The sequence below is a fragment of the Streptomyces sp. OR43 genome (assembly GCF_008042275.1).
In the GTDB taxonomy this organism is placed as follows: domain Bacteria; phylum Actinomycetota; class Actinomycetes; order Streptomycetales; family Streptomycetaceae; genus Streptomyces.
The window spans coordinates 63,816-79,856 of record NZ_RDBK01000008.1; the positions used below are offsets into that span (position 1 = coordinate 63,816).

Sequence of the window (16,041 nt, forward strand, 5' to 3'; positions counted from 1 at the left end):
GGTCGACGCGGCCGGGGTGCGCGAGGAGCGCAAAGCTGAAACTGAAGTTTGTCGTGACGACGCGGTCCAAGTGGAGGTTCGAGTCCTCCCCCCGGCACTTGCTCCCATCCGTACGTCCCGTACGGATTCGGGCCGGGGTGGCCCACATGGCAGAGGCAGACCGCGATCAATCTCAGACTCTTGCTCCAGACTCAGCATGCGCCGCCTATCGCCGGATCAACCGGGCCCGTGCCCGTGCGCGTCGAGATGCCGGTTCGACTCCGGCCCGCGGAGCTTCGGTCTGCGGTCGTCTAAAGGCAGGACGCGGCGACATCAAACTGACACGGGACCTTTAAAAGTGCCGGCGTGCCGTACAGGCGGCAATCACAGGGCTCGGGGGCCGGCTACGCCCCCGGGCCCGCTCCCGTTCCCGGGTCCGCGTCACCCCGTCGCGCGCAGCGACACCCCGCGCCCGGCGAAGAAGCGCTCGAAGTCGGCCAGCGGCAGCTCCGCCGCCCGGGTCGATGCCGATGTGCCGGACGGGTTGTGGAAGTGCACACCCGCCCCATCGGCCGTGCGCGACGTCAGGAGCACCAGATGGCCGCCTCGTCCCGGTGCGGGCCGCCGCGGGTGCCGGATCGCGTAGTGCACGGACGCGATGACGGACCGGCCCGCATCCAGCAGGTCCAGGATCTCCGCCGGTGCCAGATGCCGGTGGACGGTGGCTTCCAGGTCGTGCTTCTCGCGTACGTACGTGGCGAACGGGGCGTAGACCAGTCCCCGGATCCCGCCGTCGCCGTCCTCGGTGTACGCGCCGTACTCCAGCGCTCCGTCCCGCAGTGCGAACAGCGACGGGGCGTCGGCGCCGAGCGCCATGCGCAGACAGGTCATCCCGCACAGATGGCCTGCCCAGCGGGCGTACTCCGCGGGCGACTTCGCGCCGGACTCCGCCCAGGCGGGATCGGTCGCCGGGTCCAGCCCGTCCTCGACGATCGGCCCGACCAGGTCGAACGAGGCGAACTGGGTGTGCACGGGGACCCGGCAGGCCGGACAGCTCACGATCGGTCTCCGTTCATCGCCGACGAGGGTTCACTGCCGGTATCCGGCCAGGAAGCGGCCGATGCGGCTGATCGCCGCGTCAAGATCGTCAGCGTACGGGAGGGTCAGGATCCGGAAGTGGTCGGGCCGCGGCCAGTTGAAGCCGGTGCCCTGGACGACCTGGATCTTCTCGCGGAGCAGCAGGTCCAGGACGAACTTCTCGTCGTCGACGATCGGATGCACCTTCGGGTCGATGCGCGGGAAGGCGTACAGCGCACCCTTCGGCTTCACGCACGAGACGCCGGGGATCTCGTTCAGCTTCTCCCAGGCGCGGTTGCGCTGCTCGTACAGCCTGCCGCCGGGCACCACCAGTTCCCGGATGGACTGGCGGCCGCCGAGGGCCGCCTGGATCGCGTACTGCGCGGGCGCGTTGGGGCACAGGCGCATGGAGGCGAGCATGGTCAGCCCTTCCAGATAGCTGCGGGCGTGCTGCTTGGGGCCCGACACCACCATCCAGCCCGAGCGGAACCCGGCCACGCGGTAGGTCTTCGACAGCCCGCTGAAGGTGAGGCAGACCAGGTCGGGGGCGAGGACCGCCACGCTGTGGTGCTCGGCGTCGTCGTACAGGATCTGGTCGTAGATCTCGTCGGCGAACACCATCAGGCCGTGCCGGCGGGCCAGGTCGAGGATGCCTTCCAGAACCTCGCGGGGGTAGACGGCGCCCGTGGGGTTGTTCGGGTTGATGATCACGACGGCCCTGGTGCGGTCGGTGATCTTCGAGGCCATGTCGGCGAGGTCGGGGTTCCAGTCCGACGCCTCGTCGCACACGTAGTGCACGGCCTTCCCGCCGGCCAGCGTCGTCACCGCGGTCCACAGCGGGTAGTCGGGGGAGGGGATGAGGACCTCGTCGCCGTCCTCCAGCAGCCCCTGCACCGCCATGGAGATCAGCTCGGAGACACCGTTGCCGAGGAAGATGTCGTCGACGCCGATCCCGGTGAGCCCCATCGCCTGATAGCGCTGCGCCACGGCCCGGCGGGCGGACAGGATGCCGCGCGAATCCGTGTAGCCGTGGGCCTGCGGGAGCATCCGGATCATGTCCTGGACGATCTCCTCCGGCGCCTCGAAGCCGAACAGCGCCGGATTGCCCGTGTTGAGCCGCAGCACGCTGTGGCCCGCCTCCTCCAAGGCGTTGGCGTGCTCGATGACCGGGCCCCGGATCTCGTAACAGACCTCGTTGAGCTTGCTGGACTGGCGGAATTCCATGCGGTGCTGCCTCCCCGACCCGATTGCGATACTTGGTTTTACCAAGCTCGGGCTTGGAAAGTCCAACAACATGTCTAGACTGCGTCGCATGCCACGTCAGCAACAGCCCGCAACCCGCCCGGTCCGCCGCCGGAGTTACGACCAGTTCTGTGCCGGCGCCCGGGCGCTGGACGCGGTCGGTGACCGGTGGACCCTGCTGATCGTCCGTGAACTGCTGGCCGGTCCCCGGCGCTACACCGATCTCCATGCCGACCTGCCCGGAGTCAGCACGGATGTTCTCGCCTCGCGACTCAAGGACATGGAGCAGGGCGGGCTGGTCACCCGTCGCAGACTGCCGCCGCCCGCCGCCGCCTCGGTGTACGAACTGACCGGGCGGGGGCACGGGCTGCTGCCCGTCCTCGCGGCGCTCGCCGAGTGGGGCGCGCCGGCACTCGTGGAACGGCGGCCCACGGACGCGGTCCGGGCCCACTGGTTCGCCCTTCCGCTGCTGCGTGCGCTGGAGGGGTTCGGCGGAGCCGGCGACGGCGGGGTGGTCGATGTGCGCCTGGACGAGGGCGAGTTCCACGTCCGTACGGGGAGGCAGGCGCCGGGCGAACCGGTCTACGGGGACGGGCCCGCCGTCCGTGCCGACGCGCGCATCGCCCTCGACGCCGAGCTCTGTCTGGCGCTGGGCCGGGGAGAGCTGACGTTCGCCGAGGCCGTCAAGGACGGACGGATCGAGGTGTCGGGCGAGGGGCCGCTGGCCGTGGCGCTGCGCGGCGCGTGAGGAGTGCGATGGCGTGATTCGAGCGGTCAACTCCTGGGTAGTGTCGGGGCATTTGGGATGTCCGGGACACCGATGAGAAGGAGTTGCCCGTGAGAATTGGCAGACAGCAGGGACAGCAGGGACAGCAGCGGCGGCTGGGCAAGGCGCTGGTGATCGGGGGCTGCGTGGCCGCGCTCGGCTTCGTCCCCGCAGCGGCCGTCGCCACCCCCGGCAGCGGGGTGAGCGGCACCGTGGTCGCGGAAGGCACCTCGGTGGGCAAACTGAAGGTGAAGGCACCGAAGGGGCGCACCGACGTCACCTTCCGGACGATCACGGTCGAGCCGGGCGGCTCCACCGGATGGCACACCCACCGCGGCCAGCTGATCGCCGTCGTCAAGTCCGGGACGCTGACCCGCACCCTGGACGACTGCACGGTCGAAGTGACCCCCGCGGGCACGTCCTTCATCGAGCCGTCCGGTGCGGCCCACCGCCACGTCGGACGCAATCTGGGGAGCGAACCCGTCGTCCTCTGGGTGACCTATCTGCTGCCCGAGGGCAGCCCGCTCTCCGACGACGCCGACGCGGTGGACTGCGGAAAGAAGTAGCAGCGCGAGGCACCGCCCTCTGGCGCCCCGGCACGGTCGCGGGACCGCCGGGCGCCGACCGTCAGCGGGCGAGTGTCTCCCCGTACGCGCCGAGGCCGGCGCTCACGAGGCCGTCGCGGAAGGTCAGGACCTCGTACACCCGGCCCCCGATCTGGTTGCGGTAGTCGATCACCAGCGTGTCGACGCCCGCCCGCACGTCCATCACCTCGAACGCGAGGTCGGGGATGAGCTCCAGGCCGCGGGCCCAGTACGCGCGCAGCTCGCTCTTGCCGCGGACCGTGCCGGAGACGTCGCCGGTGAACCTTGCGATCATGGGCGAGCTGAAGGTCACGTCCTCGTGGTAGTGCGCCAGGATGCGTTCCAGGTCGTGGGAGTTCCAGTCGTCCTGCCACCGCGTGGCGAACGTGCGGGCGAATTCAAGATCCATGAGCAGGACCGTAGCGGGCAGGACCGGGAGGCGCCGCGCATTCTCCGCAAGAGGGCACGATGGACCCGTGCGATTCGAAGCGATCACCTGGGAACGGCTGGCGGACGAGCTGGCCGCGTACGCCGACGCGCTGAAGCCCGCCGACGGCGGGCCCTGGCTCAGGATCGCGGTCGACGGCGCTCCGGCGGCCCGTACCGCCGAGCTGGCCGATTCCGTCGCCCAGGGGCTGCGGCTGCGCGGCCGGGCGGTGCTCCCGGTGTCCACGGCGGGGTTCCTGCGGCCGGCGAGTCTGCGGTACGAGTACGGCAGGCGGGACCCCGACTCGTACTACGGCAGCTGGTTCGACACCGGGGCCCTGTGGCGTGAGGTGTTCGGTCCGCTGGAGCCGGGCGGAAGCGGGCGGGTGCTGCCCGACCTGTGGGATCCGGTCACGGACCGGGCCACGCGGAGCCCGTACCGGCACCTGCCGGAAGGCGGGGTGCTGGTCCTGCACGGGCCGTTGCTGCTGGGGCACTGGTTTCCGTTCGACCTGAGTGTCCATCTGCGGCTGTCGGCCGGAGCGCTGCGGCGGCGCACGCCGGAGGATGAGCAGTGGACCCTGCCCGCATTCGCCCGGTACGAGGACGAGGCGGCGCCCTCCGACAACGCTGACGCGGTCGTCCGGGCCGACGATCCGCACCATCCCGCCTGGACGGGGCTGCGGCGGGACGGGTAGCGGGAGACGTCACCCGGCGGGCAGCGGGGGCCGGCCGCCCACGGTCGCGACGGCCTCCGCCCCCGCCCGGCACCCCGCCGCCATGGCCGACGCGTCGTCGGCCCCCGCCAGCCGGGCCGCCAGGAAGCCCCCCGTGAACGCGTCACCGGCCCCGGTGGAGTCCACGGCCACGGGCACGGGTTCGGCCGGAACGCGGGCGGTGACCGTCCCCGCGGTGGCGAGCAGCGCGCCGCCCTCGCCCAGGGTCACGGCCACCTGACGGACCAGCAGGCTCAACTTGGCCGCGGCGTCCGCGGGTTCGGGGAGCCCGGTGAGCAGCCGGGCCTCGTCCGCGTTGGGCAGCAGGAGATCCGCGCCCCCGGTCAGGGCCAGGAACCGGTCGACGCCCAGCTCGGCGAGGAACCCGGCCGACGCCGGGTCGATGCTCACCGGCACGTTCCGCCGCCCGGCCTCCCGCAGGGCGAGCAGGGCCGTCGCACGGCTGGTCGCGGCGAAGAGGAGGTAGCCGGAGAGATGGAGGTGGGCGATGCCGTCGAGCATCGCGGGCGACCAGTCCGCAGGGGAGAGCCGCAGCACGGCCCCGCTGTCGGTGAGAAAGGTGCGCTCGGCGGACGGGTCGACCAGGGCGACGACCGTGCCCGTCGGCGCTTCGTCGTCCACGGCCAGCAGGTCGCGTACGCCCGCCCGCCGGAGCCGCTCCCGGTGCCAGTCCGCGGAGTCCCTGCCGACGCGCGCCACCAGCCGCACGTCACGGCAGCCCGAACGAACCGCCCAGCAGGCCACGTTGGCCCCGGCGCCACCGGCCCGCGTCCGGATCCGGGCCGTCGTGTCCGTGCCGTGGAGCAGCGCCGGACCGTGCCGCGCCACCACGTCCGTGACCACGTCCCCGACGACGAGGAGGCCGCCGGTCACCGGGCCGCCCAGGCCGTGGCGATCCGTGCCGCGAGCGCCACATTGCCGCGGACGGCCGCCAGATTGGCCTCCAGCGACGCCCCTTCGGTGCCCCGCATCAGATGATCGAGCAGAAAGGGCGTGACGGCCTGGCCGGCGATCCCGCGCTCCCGGCACGCGTCCAGCGCCTCGGCCAGCACCCGGTCGTGCAGACCGGGATCCAGCTGTTCGTGCTGCGGTACGGGGTTGGCCACGATCAGCGCGGCCTCGGGGCCGCCGAGCGCGTCCTGTGCCGCCATCACCCCGGCCACCTCCTCGGGCGACCGGACGGTCCAGTCGACCGGCTCGCCCGAACTGCTCAGATAGAAGCCGGGGAACCGGTCGGTGCCGTACCCGAGTACCCCCACCCCGAGTGTCTCCAGACGCTGCAGCGTGGCCGGCACGTCCAGGATCGACTTCACTCCCGCGCAGACCACGGTGATGCCCGTCCGGGCCAGCAGCCGCAGATCCGCGGACTCGTCCTGGGTCTCCGTCCAGCCCCGGTGCACACCCCCGAGCCCGCCGGTCGCGAAGACACGCAGGCCCGCCCGCGCGGCGAGGAACGCGGTCGCCGAGACCGTCGTGGCACCGCTCGCGCCGGTCGCCAGTGCCGGGGCGAGGTCCCGGTGTCCCAGCTTGCGCATCGCCGGGTCCTCGGCGACCCGCTCCAACTGGGCCTTGTCCAGGCCGACCCGGGCGCTGCCGTCCAGCACGGCGACGGTGGCGGGCACGGCGCCGGCCGACCGCACGATGTCCTCCAGCTCCTCGGCGACCCGCAGATTGCGCGGACGGGGCAGACCATGCGCGATGATCGTCGACTCCAGGGCGACGACGGGCCGGCGCCCGGCGAGGGCGTCCCGTACCTCCGCGGAGAGTACGGGAGGGCGGGGGGTGGTGGCGGACGGCTCAGTCAGTGACATGTTCACATCCCTGTCGCGGACGGAGCGGGCTCAAACGTGTGCCGGCGCGGGCGGCCTGAAGACGCCGACGCCCCGTTACCGTCGGGCCATGAACCGTCCGACCGACCGCCTGCCGCCCATGGTTCGGCTCTTCTACGACGACCTGGCCGCGGACTACGACCTCATCTACAAGGACTGGGAGGCGAGCATCGCGCGGCAGGCGGACGCGCTCTCGGCGCTCATCGGCGGATCGGCCGATTCCGGCAACGGGTCCGCCGGGTACGACGTGCTGGACTGCGCCTGCGGTATCGGGACCCAGGCGCTGGGACTGGCCGAGCTGGGGTACCGGGTCACCGGCAGCGATCTGAGCCCCGTCGCGGTGACCCGTGCCGCGAGGGAGGCGGCCTCGCGCGGGCTGACCCTGCCGGTGACCGCTGCCGACATGACGAAGCTTCCGTTTCGCGACAGCTCGTTCGACGTCGTCGTGTGCGCCGACAACTCCCTGCCGCATCTGCTCACTCCGCAGGCGGTGCTGGCCGCGCTCGGCGAGATGCGCAGGGTGCTGCGGCCCGGCGGAATGCTGCTGCTGTCCACCCGGCCGTACGACCGGCTGCGCCGCGAACGGCCGACGTCCACGCCTCCGCAGGTCAGGGAGGGCGAAGGGGGACGGGTGGTCACCTTCCAGCTGTGGCACTGGCACCCGGACGGCGAGCGGTACGACCTGGAGCATTTCCGGCTGCTGCCCGACGCACCGGCGGACTCCCAGGGGGAGAGGGGCCCGGGGGACGGCTGGAACGTGCGCACGCGGCGCGTCTCGTACTGGGCGCTGTCGCAGGAGCAGCTCGTCGAGTTCGCGACGCGGGCCGGGCTGCGGGAGCCGATGTGGCACGAGCCCGACGAGTCGGGCTTCTTTCAGCCCGTCCTGGTGGCGAGACGACCAGGGGCGCTGGCTAAGGTGACCGGCCATGACCACATTTGATCAAGTCCCCGCTTCCTTCGCCGTGCACATCCCGGACGCCGACCTCGAACCGGAACCGCTCGAACCCGGGCAGATCGTGTCGGGCGAACCCGAGGTCACCGGCAAGGTGCTGTGGGAGTCGGCCGACGGCAAGCAGCTGCGCGGGATCTGGCAGATCACGCCCGGCGTGGTCACGGACACCGAGGCCAACGAACTGTTCGTGGTGGTCAGCGGGCGTGCGAGCGTGGCGGTCGAGGGCGGCGCCACGCTGGAGATCGGACCCGGCGACGCCTGTGTGCTGCGCGAGGGCGACCGGACGACATGGACCGTGCACGAGACGCTGCGCAAGGCGTACCACATCAGCCTCTGAGCAGTCCTGGGCCAGGTCGCGGGCGGGGCGGGCCGCCTCGGGCCGCTCCCGCTCTCAGGCCGTGGCGCGACGGGTGAGGCTTCGGCGCAGCGCCAGTGCCGCCATCGGCAGCAGCAGGCACGCTCCGGTCAGGTTGAGCCAGCCGTAGCCGGCCTGGGAGACGATCACGCCGGCGACCGCGCCGCCGATGCCCGCCGACGCGTTCATGGTGAGGTCCGACAGCCCCTGTACGGCGGCGCGTGCCGCCTGCGGGACGGAGTCGGTGAGCAGCGCCGAACCCGCCACCAGCCCCGCGGACCAGCCGAGACCGAGTACGAACAGGCCGGCCGCGGTCCTGCCGTGCGCGGCGCCCGCGGTGCCTGCCAGCAGTGCGGCGAGGGCGAGCAGCCCGGCGACCAGGCCGATGACGGTGAGGCGGCCGAAGCGGTCCGCCAGCCAGCCCATCGCCGGCGAGAACGCGTACATCCCGGCGATGTGGCCGCTGATCACCAGCCCGATCAGCTGGAGGTCCGCGCCGTGGTGGCCGAGGTCGACCGGCGTCATCACCATGATCGAGACCATCGCGGTGTGGGAGACGGTGACGGTCACCAGGGCGAGCCGGGCCATGGGCGAGGCCCGCACGGCCGCAAGACCCGCGCGCAGCGAACGGCCCCCGGCCGACCGGTTCTCCTGCGGTGCCAGGGCGCGCGCGGTGAGGAGCGGATCGGGCCGCAGCAGCACCGCGACCACGAGGGCGGCGAGCAGGAAGATGCCGGCCGCCCAGACGAACGGGCCGGCCGTCTCCGATACGGCCGTGTCCCGGAAGACCCGGCCCGCCGGGGCCGCGATGTTGGGCCCGAGCACCGAGCCGATGGTGGTGGCCCAGATGACGGTGGAGATTGCCCGGCCGCGGCGTTCGGGTTCGGCGAGATCGGCGGCGGCGAACCTGGCCTGGAGGTTGGCCGAGGAACCCGCACCGAACCCGGCCATGCCGAGCAGCAGCAGCGGGAAGCTCTCCACGACGGTCGCCAGCACCACCAGGCCCGCGCCGAGCGCCCCGATCAGATACGCGAGCACGAGTCCGGGGCGGCGGCCCCGCGAGGTCATCAGCGCGGCCAGGGGCAGTGAGAGCAGCGCCGTGCCGGTCACCGACGCGGTGGGCGCGAGGCCCGACAGCGCCTCGGATCCGCTGACGCGCGTCGCCAGCACGGGGGCCAGGGCGATACCGATGGGCACGCCGAGGCCGCCGAGTATCTGACTGGCGATGAGCACACCGGACGTCCTGCGCCGGAGTGCGGGCAGGTCCGCCGCGGTGACCGGCACGGCGGAGACCGGCTCGTCGGGGGTGTCGGGAGCGTTGATGGTGTGGGGCACCGACGCAGTGTGCCAGGCGCCACACGGCGCCCGAACCCCCGCGTTCGATCCCCGCAGGTCATGGCACTCGTGCTGGCCCCGGACGCGACGCGGCAGGTCGTGGCAGTCACGCCGGCTCCGGAGACGACGCCGCAGGTCGTGGCAGTCGTGCTGGACCCGGATACGACGCTGCGGGTCAATGGCAGTCATGCCGGATCCGGAGACGACGCCGCGGGTCAATGGCAGTCATGCCGGATCCGGAGACGACGCCGCGGGGCCCGTCGGTCAGAACAACGGCTGCGGCAGCACACCCTCCAGGGCCAGCAACTGCCGCTTGGTCTCCAGCCCGCCGCCGAAGCCGCCGAGCCCGCCGTCGCTCTCCACCACCCGGTGGCAGGGCACCACCACGGGCAGCGGGTTGGACCCCATCGCGGCGCCGACCGCCTGGGCCGCTCCGGGCTGGCCCACCCGGTCGGCGAGGTCCCCGTACCCGGCGACCGCGCCGTACGGCACGCCCGTCGCCAGTGCGCGGAGCACCTGGCGGTTGAAGCCGCTCGTCAGCGACCAGTCGAGGTCGAGCGAGAACTCCCGCAGCGTGCCCGCGAAGTACGCCGCGAGCTGGCGTATCGGCTCGGCCAGGCGAGCGGAGCCGGGCGACTCCACGGGTTCGGCGCCGAGCCGGGTGCGCAACCGGTCCAGCGCCCGGTGCCGGACCGCCGGCCCGGCGTGGAAGACCACGGTCACCAACCCGGCCTCGGTCGCGGCCAGCAGAAGTGGGCCGATGTCACTGTCGACCACGGCCCACTCGACAACCCCGTCGTTGTTCATGGTCACCACGGTACGACCGCCCACTGACAACGGACGCCGGTTCCCGGTGTCCCGGCCGGTCAGCCGGTGGCCTCACGCACCACGTCGGGGGTGTTGGTGATGATGCCGTCCACCCCGTAGCCGGCCACCTGGAGCGCGTGCTCGGCGTCGTTGACCGTCCAGGCGCTGACCTGGAGCCGCTTGTCGTGCGGGCCCTTCAGCGCGTGTACCGCCGCCACGTACTCGCCCGAGACCGAGGTGTACGCCGGGTTGATCTGGTCGGTGAACTCCGCGTACGACGGCAGATCCGCGACGGCCGGAGTGCCGAGGAAGCCCGTGACGACGTCCGGGCGCAGCTCGTGCACCTTGCGCACACTGCCGGCGCCGAAGCTCTGGATCACCAGACGGCCGCGGACGTGCTCGCGGTCGAGCCACCCCTCCTGGCGCAGGACACGCAGCGTCGCCCGCTCGATTCCGGGATAGGTCTCGGGGCTCTTGATCTCCAGGAGCAGGTTCTGGTCGTTGCGCCCGATCCGGTGCAGGTACTGCCGCAGTGTCGGCACCCGGGCACCGGCGTACAGCGGACCGAACCAGCTGCCCGCGTCCAGCCGGGCGATCTCGGCGGCCGTGAAGTCCTTGACCGCCCACGGAGCACGGTCGGGGAAGACCTCCTCGGCATCCGTGGTCCGCTTCAGATCGGTGTCGTGGATGACGACCAGCACGCCGTCCCGGGTCAGCTGGACGTCGTTCTCCACCCAGTCGAAGCCCAGGACGTCGGCCTTGTCCACGGCCGCCAGGGTGTTCTCCGGAGCGTATGCCGAGGCACCTCGGTGGGCGATGACGCGCGGGTCGTCCGTCCGGCCCCGGGCCATGCCGGCCGGCGTCCGGACGCCGGTGCCGACGGCCGTCGCGGAGGGTGCGGCGACGGTGTGGGCCACTGTCGCGGTGCGGCCGGCCGGGGTGGTGTCCGTGCCCGGCGTCCCGGCGGCCGTGCTCGACAACAGCAACGCGCCGGCGCCCAGCAGGGCGGCGGCAGCGGCGGAGGCGGTTGCGGTGCCTGCGTACACGTGGACTCCTTGCGTCAGAGTGACGGACGGCCCGAGGGTCCCAGCCGTCCCCGAACAGGGAAGGGGCGACGGATGGCCACGACGTGAACGCACCTCGGGGACCAGGTCACGGGCCGCCGTCCCTGTCGATAAAATGCAGCTCTTCTGTTTGTTTGCCGGGCCTTGCGCCTTAGGGTCATCCGAACCCGGGCTTCTGCGAAGGGCGTACGAGCATGCAGGGCACAATCGACGGTTTCGGCTATGGGGCGGTCACTCCCGTGGCCGCTTTCCTCATGGCCTGTCTCGGCGCGGCCCTGGGCCTGCGCTGCACCACCCGGTCCTTGCGTACCGAGCGTTCCTTCAAGGCCGGGTGGCTGGCTCTGGGCGCGACCTCCATAGGCTCCGGGATCTGGACGATGCACTTCATCGCGATGGTGGGGTTCACCGTCGAAGAGGTGCCGATCGGCTACGACAAACCCATCACCTTCGCCAGCCTCGCCGTCGCGATCGTCATGGTCGGTATCGGGATCTTCCTGGTCGGGTACCGCGGCGCCACCCGCATGGCTCTGGTGACGGGAGGAACGATCACCGGACTCGGTGTGGCCTCCATGCATTACCTCGGCATGGCCGGTATGCGACTTGATGGGCAGTTCGAGTACGACACGATCACCGTGTCACTCTCGGTCGTCATCGCCGTGGTGGCCTCGACCGCCGCGCTCTGGGCCGCGGTCTCCATCCACGGCTTCCTGCCCAGCCTCGGCGCCAGCGTCGTGATGGGTGTCGCGGTGAGCGGGATGCACTACACGGGCATGGCGGCCCTCAGGGTCCACCTCCACCCCGCCGCCGCCCTCAGCGGCTCCTCCGCGGGCTCCGGCGACAGCGCCACCGCGCTGCTCGTCCCCATGCTGATCGGCCCGGCGTGTTTCCTGCTGCTGGCCGCCGTCGTCGTGATGTTCGACCCCCTGGTGGTCATGGGCACCCCCGACTGGAACGACCCCGAGGCCGGCCGGGGAGACCGGATGCCCGGCATCCCGGCCCAGCGCCAGGTTCCGCGGTTCGGAACGCACGCCGACCCGGCCTCGTTCCACTCGCAGCATCGCCAGGACTCCACGCAGCCGCAGGACTGGTGACCGGAGGGCCGCCGCGAGCGCTGAGCCGGCCCCGTTGTCAGTGGGGGGTCGTACGGTGGTTGTATGCGGCCCGTTTCGAAGATCGAACGTTCGGTGGCGCCTTTCGAGGTCGTCAGTCCCTACCAGCCCAGTGGCGACCAGCCGGCGGCCATCGCCGAGCTGGAGCGGCGCGTCCGGGCGGGTGAGAAGGACGTCGTGCTGCTCGGCGCGACCGGCACCGGTAAATCGGCGACCACCGCCTGGATGATCGAGAAGCTCCAGCGCCCCACCCTGGTGATGGCGCCGAACAAGACCCTCGCCGCCCAGCTGGCCAACGAGTTCCGCGAGCTCCTGCCGAACAACGCCGTCGAGTACTTCGTCTCGTACTACGACTACTACCAGCCCGAGGCGTACGTCCCGCAGTCGGACACCTACATCGAGAAGGACTCCTCGATCAACGAGGAGGTCGAGCGGCTGCGCCACTCCGCCACGAACTCGCTGCTCACCCGGCGGGACGTCGTCGTGGTCGCCTCCGTGTCCTGCATCTACGGCCTCGGCACCCCGCAGGAGTACGTGGACCGGATGGTCCAGCTCAAGGTGGGTGACGAGATCGACCGCGACCAGCTGCTGCGCCGCTTCGTCGAGATGCAGTACACCCGCAACGACCTGGCATTCACCCGCGGCACCTTCCGGGTGCGCGGCGACACCATCGAGATCTTCCCGGTCTACGAGGAGCTCGCCGTCCGCATCGAGATGTTCGGTGACGAGATCGAGGCCCTCTCCACGCTCCACCCGCTCACCGGCGAGATCATCAGCGAGGACCGGTCGCTCCACGTCTTCCCCGCCAGCCACTACGTCGCGGGCCCCGAGCGCATGGAGAAGGCGGTCGGCCGCATCGAGAAGGAGCTGGAGCAGCGCCTCGCCGAGCTGGAGAAGCAGGGCAAGATGCTGGAGGCCCAGCGACTGCGCATGCGTACGACGTACGACATCGAGATGCTCCGCCAGATCGGCACCTGCTCCGGCGTCGAGAACTACTCGATGCACTTCGACGACCGTGACCCCGGCACCGCTCCCCACACCCTCCTCGACTACTTCCCCGAGGACTTCCTCCTCGTCCTCGACGAGTCGCACGTGACCGTCCCGCAGATCGGCGCGATGTACGAAGGCGACGCCTCCCGGAAGCGGACCCTCGTCGACCACGGCTTCCGGCTGCCCTCGGCCCTGGACAACCGCCCGCTGAAGTGGGAGGAGTTCCTCAAACGGATCAACCAGACGGTCTACCTCTCCGCCACCCCCGGCAAGTACGAGCTCTCCCGGGGCGACGGCTTCGTGGAGCAGATCATCCGGCCCACCGGCCTCGTCGACCCGGAGATCGTCGTCAAGCCCACCGAGGGCCAGATCGACGACCTGGTGCACGAGATCCGCAAGCGCACCGAGAAGGACGAGCGGGTCCTGGTCACCACCCTCACCAAGAAGATGTCGGAGGACCTCACCGACTACTTCCTGGAGCTGGGCATCCAGGTCCGGTACCTCCACAGCGACGTCGACACCCTGCGCCGCATCGAACTGCTGCGGGAGCTGCGCTCGGGCGAGTACGACGTCCTGGTCGGGATCAACCTCCTGCGCGAGGGCCTCGACCTGCCCGAGGTGTCGCTCGTGGCCATCCTCGACGCCGACAAGCAGGGCTTCCTGCGCTCGGCGACCTCGCTGATCCAGACCGTCGGGCGCGCGGCTCGTAACGTGTCGGGGCAGGTCCATATGTACGCGGACAAGATCACCCCGGCGATGGCGCAGGCCATCGACGAGACCAACCGCCGCCGCGAGAAGCAGATCGCGTACAACACCGAGCGCGGACTCGACCCGCAGCCGCTGCGCAAGAAGATCAACGACATCGTCGCGACGATCGCCCGCGAGGAGATCGACACCGAGCAACTCCTCGGCACCGGCTACCGCCAGGGCAGGGGGACCAAGGCGCCGGTGCCCACGCTGGGTATCAAGACCGGTGCCGCGAAGGGCAAGGCGGACGGGGGCAAGGCGACGGTCACCGACCGCCCGGCCGCCGAGCTCGCCGGGATCATCGAGGAGATGACCGACCGGATGCGGGCCGCCGCCGCCGACCTGCAGTTCGAGGTGGCCGCCCGGCTGCGTGACGAGGTGGGGGAGCTGAAGAAGGAGTTGCGCCAGATGCGGGAGGCGGGTCTGGCCTGACCCCGCGGCAGCCGGTGTGTTGCAGGACCGACACAAAACGGCCCGCGGTGGCTGTGTCAGCGGTGTGCGTGCGTAGGGTGCTGGAAAACCGCGCAAGGACGGTTGCGGGGACAGCGGAGAGGGGACAGCGCGTGACGGTCAATATGACCAAGGGTCAGGCCATCAGCCTGCAGAAGAGCGACGGGGGGACCCTGACCGCGGTACGGATGGGGCTCGGCTGGCAGGCGGCTCCGCGCCGCGGTCTGTTCGGCTCGCGCACCCGGGAGATCGACCTGGACGCCTCGGCGGTCCTGTTCGCCGACAAGCAGCCGGTCGACGTCGTGTTCTTCCGGCACCTCGTCAGCGATGACGGCTCGGTCAAGCACACCGGGGACAACCTGGTCGGCGGCGCCGGCTCGGGCGGCGACGACGAGGCGATCCTGGTCGACCTCCAGCGGGTGCCGGTCCACATCGACCAGATCGTCTTCACGGTGAACTCCTTCACCGGCCAGACGTTCCAGGAGGTGCAGAACGCCTTCTGCCGCATCGTGGACGAGACCAACGGCCAGGAGCTCGCCCGCTACACGCTGGACGGCGGCGGGCAGTACACCGCCCAGATCATGGCGAAGGTCCACCGTTCGGGAAGCGGGTGGCAGATGACCGCCATCGGCAACCCGGCCAACGGCCGTACCTTCCAGGACCTCATGCCGGCGATCCTGCCGCACCTGTAGGCAGTGCCGGACCCACGGGTCCGCATCACGACGCGCAGCTCCCGGCAGCATCGGCCGCCGGGAGCTGCACCACATCGCGGGACCGGTACCGCCGGCGCCGCACCACGTACGACAACGCACCACGTATGACGACGCCGCACCACGCACCGCATACGACAACGCATCACGCACCGCATACGACAACGCACGACACCGCATCACGCACGACACCGCATCGCGCAGCAGTAACTCGTCGAGGGGACAGGGCAATGACGGCCGAGCTGGTCCGGGGGCAGAACCACACGTTGCCCCAGACCCGTCTGGAGATCCGGGTTTCGGCCGGCGCGTCCGTCGTGGCCGGTGCCACGCTCGGGGACGAGCACGGCACCGTGCACGGCGTCGAGTGGATAGCCCATCCCGGCTCCCCGCAGCTGCCCGGCCTGGAGGTGTCCAGGCAGGCCGCGGCCGAGCACCGGCTCGCGGTCGACCTCGACGCCCTGCCCGAGGCGGTGCACCGGGTCACCGTGCTGCTGGCGCTGCCGCTGGAGGCGGGTGGCCCGACCCGGTTCGGGGCCGTCGCCTCGCCCTTCGTCGCCGTCACCGGACTCGACGGCACGGAGATCGCCACCTTCACCCTGACCGGTCTGGACAGTGAGTCCGCCGTCGCCGCCCTGGAGCTCTACCGCAGGCAGGGTGCCTGGAAGGTCCGCGCGGTCGGGCAGGGCTACGCCGGCGGTCTCGCCGCGATGCTCGCCGACCAGGGTGTCGCCGGGGCGGCCGAACTGGCGGGCTCGATCCAGGAAGCGGTCGCCCGCGGACTGGCCCGCTCGGTGACCCCGCCCCCGCCCCGCACCGCGGAGGGCGGCCGGGTCCGACACGGGGTGGTGGGTGCGGAGGACGGCGAGGAGGGCTCGTTCAGGG

Annotated in this window: 17 protein-coding genes and 1 tRNA gene; 10 read left to right on the top strand and 8 right to left on the bottom strand. The window is 71.4% G+C overall.

Annotated elements, in window-relative coordinates:
• The first annotated feature begins 10 nt into the window (after window positions 1–10).
• Window positions 11–97: transfer RNA gene (locus EAO72_RS04225), tRNA-OTHER, on the top strand.
• 323 nt (window positions 98–420) lie between these two features.
• Here the strand turns inward: EAO72_RS04225 and EAO72_RS04230 are convergent.
• Complete coding sequence (locus EAO72_RS04230) at window positions 421–1,038, bottom strand: cysteine peptidase family C39 domain-containing protein (protein WP_148015853.1); 618 nt, start codon at window positions 1,036–1,038, stop codon at window positions 421–423.
• 30 nt (window positions 1,039–1,068) lie between these two features.
• Window positions 1,069–2,280, bottom strand: a complete 1,212-nt coding sequence (locus EAO72_RS04235) for a pyridoxal phosphate-dependent aminotransferase (RefSeq protein WP_148015854.1) — start codon at window positions 2,278–2,280, stop codon at window positions 1,069–1,071.
• A gap of 88 nt (window positions 2,281–2,368) precedes the next feature.
• Here EAO72_RS04235 and EAO72_RS04240 point away from each other — a divergent pair, with 88 nt between their 5' ends.
• Window positions 2,369–3,046: a winged helix-turn-helix transcriptional regulator gene (locus EAO72_RS04240; protein ID WP_148015855.1), complete on the top strand. Its 678-nt coding sequence runs from the start codon at window positions 2,369–2,371 to the stop codon at window positions 3,044–3,046.
• Between the two features lie 95 nt (window positions 3,047–3,141).
• The gene (locus EAO72_RS04245; protein ID WP_410090114.1) at window positions 3,142–3,630 is read left to right on the top strand and encodes a cupin domain-containing protein; all 489 of its coding nucleotides are present in this window, start codon (window positions 3,142–3,144) and stop codon (window positions 3,628–3,630) included.
• A 61-nt stretch (window positions 3,631–3,691) separates the two neighbouring features.
• On the opposite strand, the gene EAO72_RS04250 is transcribed toward EAO72_RS04245, so the two are convergent.
• Window positions 3,692–4,057 carry a nuclear transport factor 2 family protein gene (locus EAO72_RS04250; protein ID WP_148015857.1) on the bottom strand — a complete coding sequence of 122 codons (366 nt, stop codon included), beginning with the start codon at window positions 4,055–4,057 and terminating at the stop codon, window positions 3,692–3,694.
• A 67-nt stretch (window positions 4,058–4,124) separates the two neighbouring features.
• Between EAO72_RS04250 and EAO72_RS04255 the strand changes: the two genes are divergently transcribed.
• The gene (locus EAO72_RS04255; protein WP_148015858.1) at window positions 4,125–4,772 is read left to right on the top strand and encodes a nucleoside/nucleotide kinase family protein; all 648 of its coding nucleotides are present in this window, start codon (window positions 4,125–4,127) and stop codon (window positions 4,770–4,772) included.
• Window positions 4,773–4,781: 9 nt separating this feature from the next.
• Here the strand turns inward: EAO72_RS04255 and EAO72_RS04260 are convergent, their stop codons facing one another.
• Both EAO72_RS04260 and EAO72_RS04265 read right to left on the bottom strand, forming a co-directional pair.
• The gene (locus tag EAO72_RS04260) at window positions 4,782–5,684 is read right to left on the bottom strand and encodes a carbohydrate kinase family protein (RefSeq protein ID WP_148015859.1); all 903 of its coding nucleotides are present in this window, start codon (window positions 5,682–5,684) and stop codon (window positions 4,782–4,784) included.
• A complete protein-coding gene (locus tag EAO72_RS04265; RefSeq protein WP_148015860.1) occupies window positions 5,681–6,622 on the bottom strand; it encodes a pseudouridine-5'-phosphate glycosidase in 942 nt (313 codons plus the stop codon). Before EAO72_RS04265 ends, EAO72_RS04260 begins: the two co-directional genes overlap by 4 nt.
• 88 nt (window positions 6,623–6,710) lie before the next feature.
• On the opposite strand from EAO72_RS04265, the gene EAO72_RS04270 reads away from it, so the two are divergent.
• Window positions 6,711–7,580 (top strand): class I SAM-dependent methyltransferase, encoded by an 870-nt coding sequence (locus tag EAO72_RS04270; RefSeq protein ID WP_148015861.1) that lies wholly within the window; start codon window positions 6,711–6,713, stop codon window positions 7,578–7,580.
• Window positions 7,567–7,929, top strand: a complete 363-nt coding sequence (locus tag EAO72_RS04275) for a cupin domain-containing protein (RefSeq protein WP_148015862.1) — start codon at window positions 7,567–7,569, stop codon at window positions 7,927–7,929. Before EAO72_RS04270 ends, EAO72_RS04275 begins: the two co-directional genes overlap by 14 nt.
• 54 nt (window positions 7,930–7,983) lie before the next feature.
• Here the strand turns inward: EAO72_RS04275 and EAO72_RS04280 are convergent, their stop codons facing one another.
• From EAO72_RS04280 to EAO72_RS04290, 3 genes are all read right to left on the bottom strand, one after another.
• Window positions 7,984–9,282 (bottom strand): MFS transporter, encoded by a 1,299-nt coding sequence (locus EAO72_RS04280; RefSeq protein WP_148015863.1) that lies wholly within the window; start codon window positions 9,280–9,282, stop codon window positions 7,984–7,986.
• 264 nt (window positions 9,283–9,546) lie between these two features.
• Window positions 9,547–10,089, bottom strand: coding sequence for a methylated-DNA--[protein]-cysteine S-methyltransferase (locus tag EAO72_RS04285; protein ID WP_148015864.1), 543 nt, complete (start codon window positions 10,087–10,089; stop codon window positions 9,547–9,549).
• A gap of 59 nt (window positions 10,090–10,148) precedes the next feature.
• On the bottom strand, window positions 10,149–11,135 hold the full coding sequence (locus EAO72_RS04290) for a glycerophosphodiester phosphodiesterase (RefSeq protein WP_148015865.1): 987 nt from the start codon (window positions 11,133–11,135) through the stop codon (window positions 10,149–10,151).
• 212 nt (window positions 11,136–11,347) lie between these two features.
• On the opposite strand from EAO72_RS04290, the gene EAO72_RS04295 reads away from it, so the two are divergent.
• The 4 genes from EAO72_RS04295 to EAO72_RS42765 form a co-directional block, all read left to right on the top strand.
• Window positions 11,348–12,244, top strand: a complete 897-nt coding sequence (locus EAO72_RS04295; protein WP_148015866.1) for an MHYT domain-containing protein — start codon at window positions 11,348–11,350, stop codon at window positions 12,242–12,244.
• A 63-nt stretch (window positions 12,245–12,307) separates the two neighbouring features.
• Window positions 12,308–14,431, top strand: a complete 2,124-nt coding sequence (gene uvrB / locus EAO72_RS04300) for an excinuclease ABC subunit UvrB (RefSeq protein ID WP_148015867.1) — start codon at window positions 12,308–12,310, stop codon at window positions 14,429–14,431.
• Between the two features lie 131 nt (window positions 14,432–14,562).
• Window positions 14,563–15,141, top strand: a complete 579-nt coding sequence (locus EAO72_RS04305; RefSeq protein ID WP_123526718.1) for a TerD family protein — start codon at window positions 14,563–14,565, stop codon at window positions 15,139–15,141.
• Window positions 15,142–15,389: 248 nt separating this feature from the next.
• Window positions 15,390–16,041, top strand: a 652-nt coding sequence (locus EAO72_RS42765; RefSeq protein ID WP_261991314.1) for a TerD family protein, incomplete at its 3' end; no start/stop codon positions are given.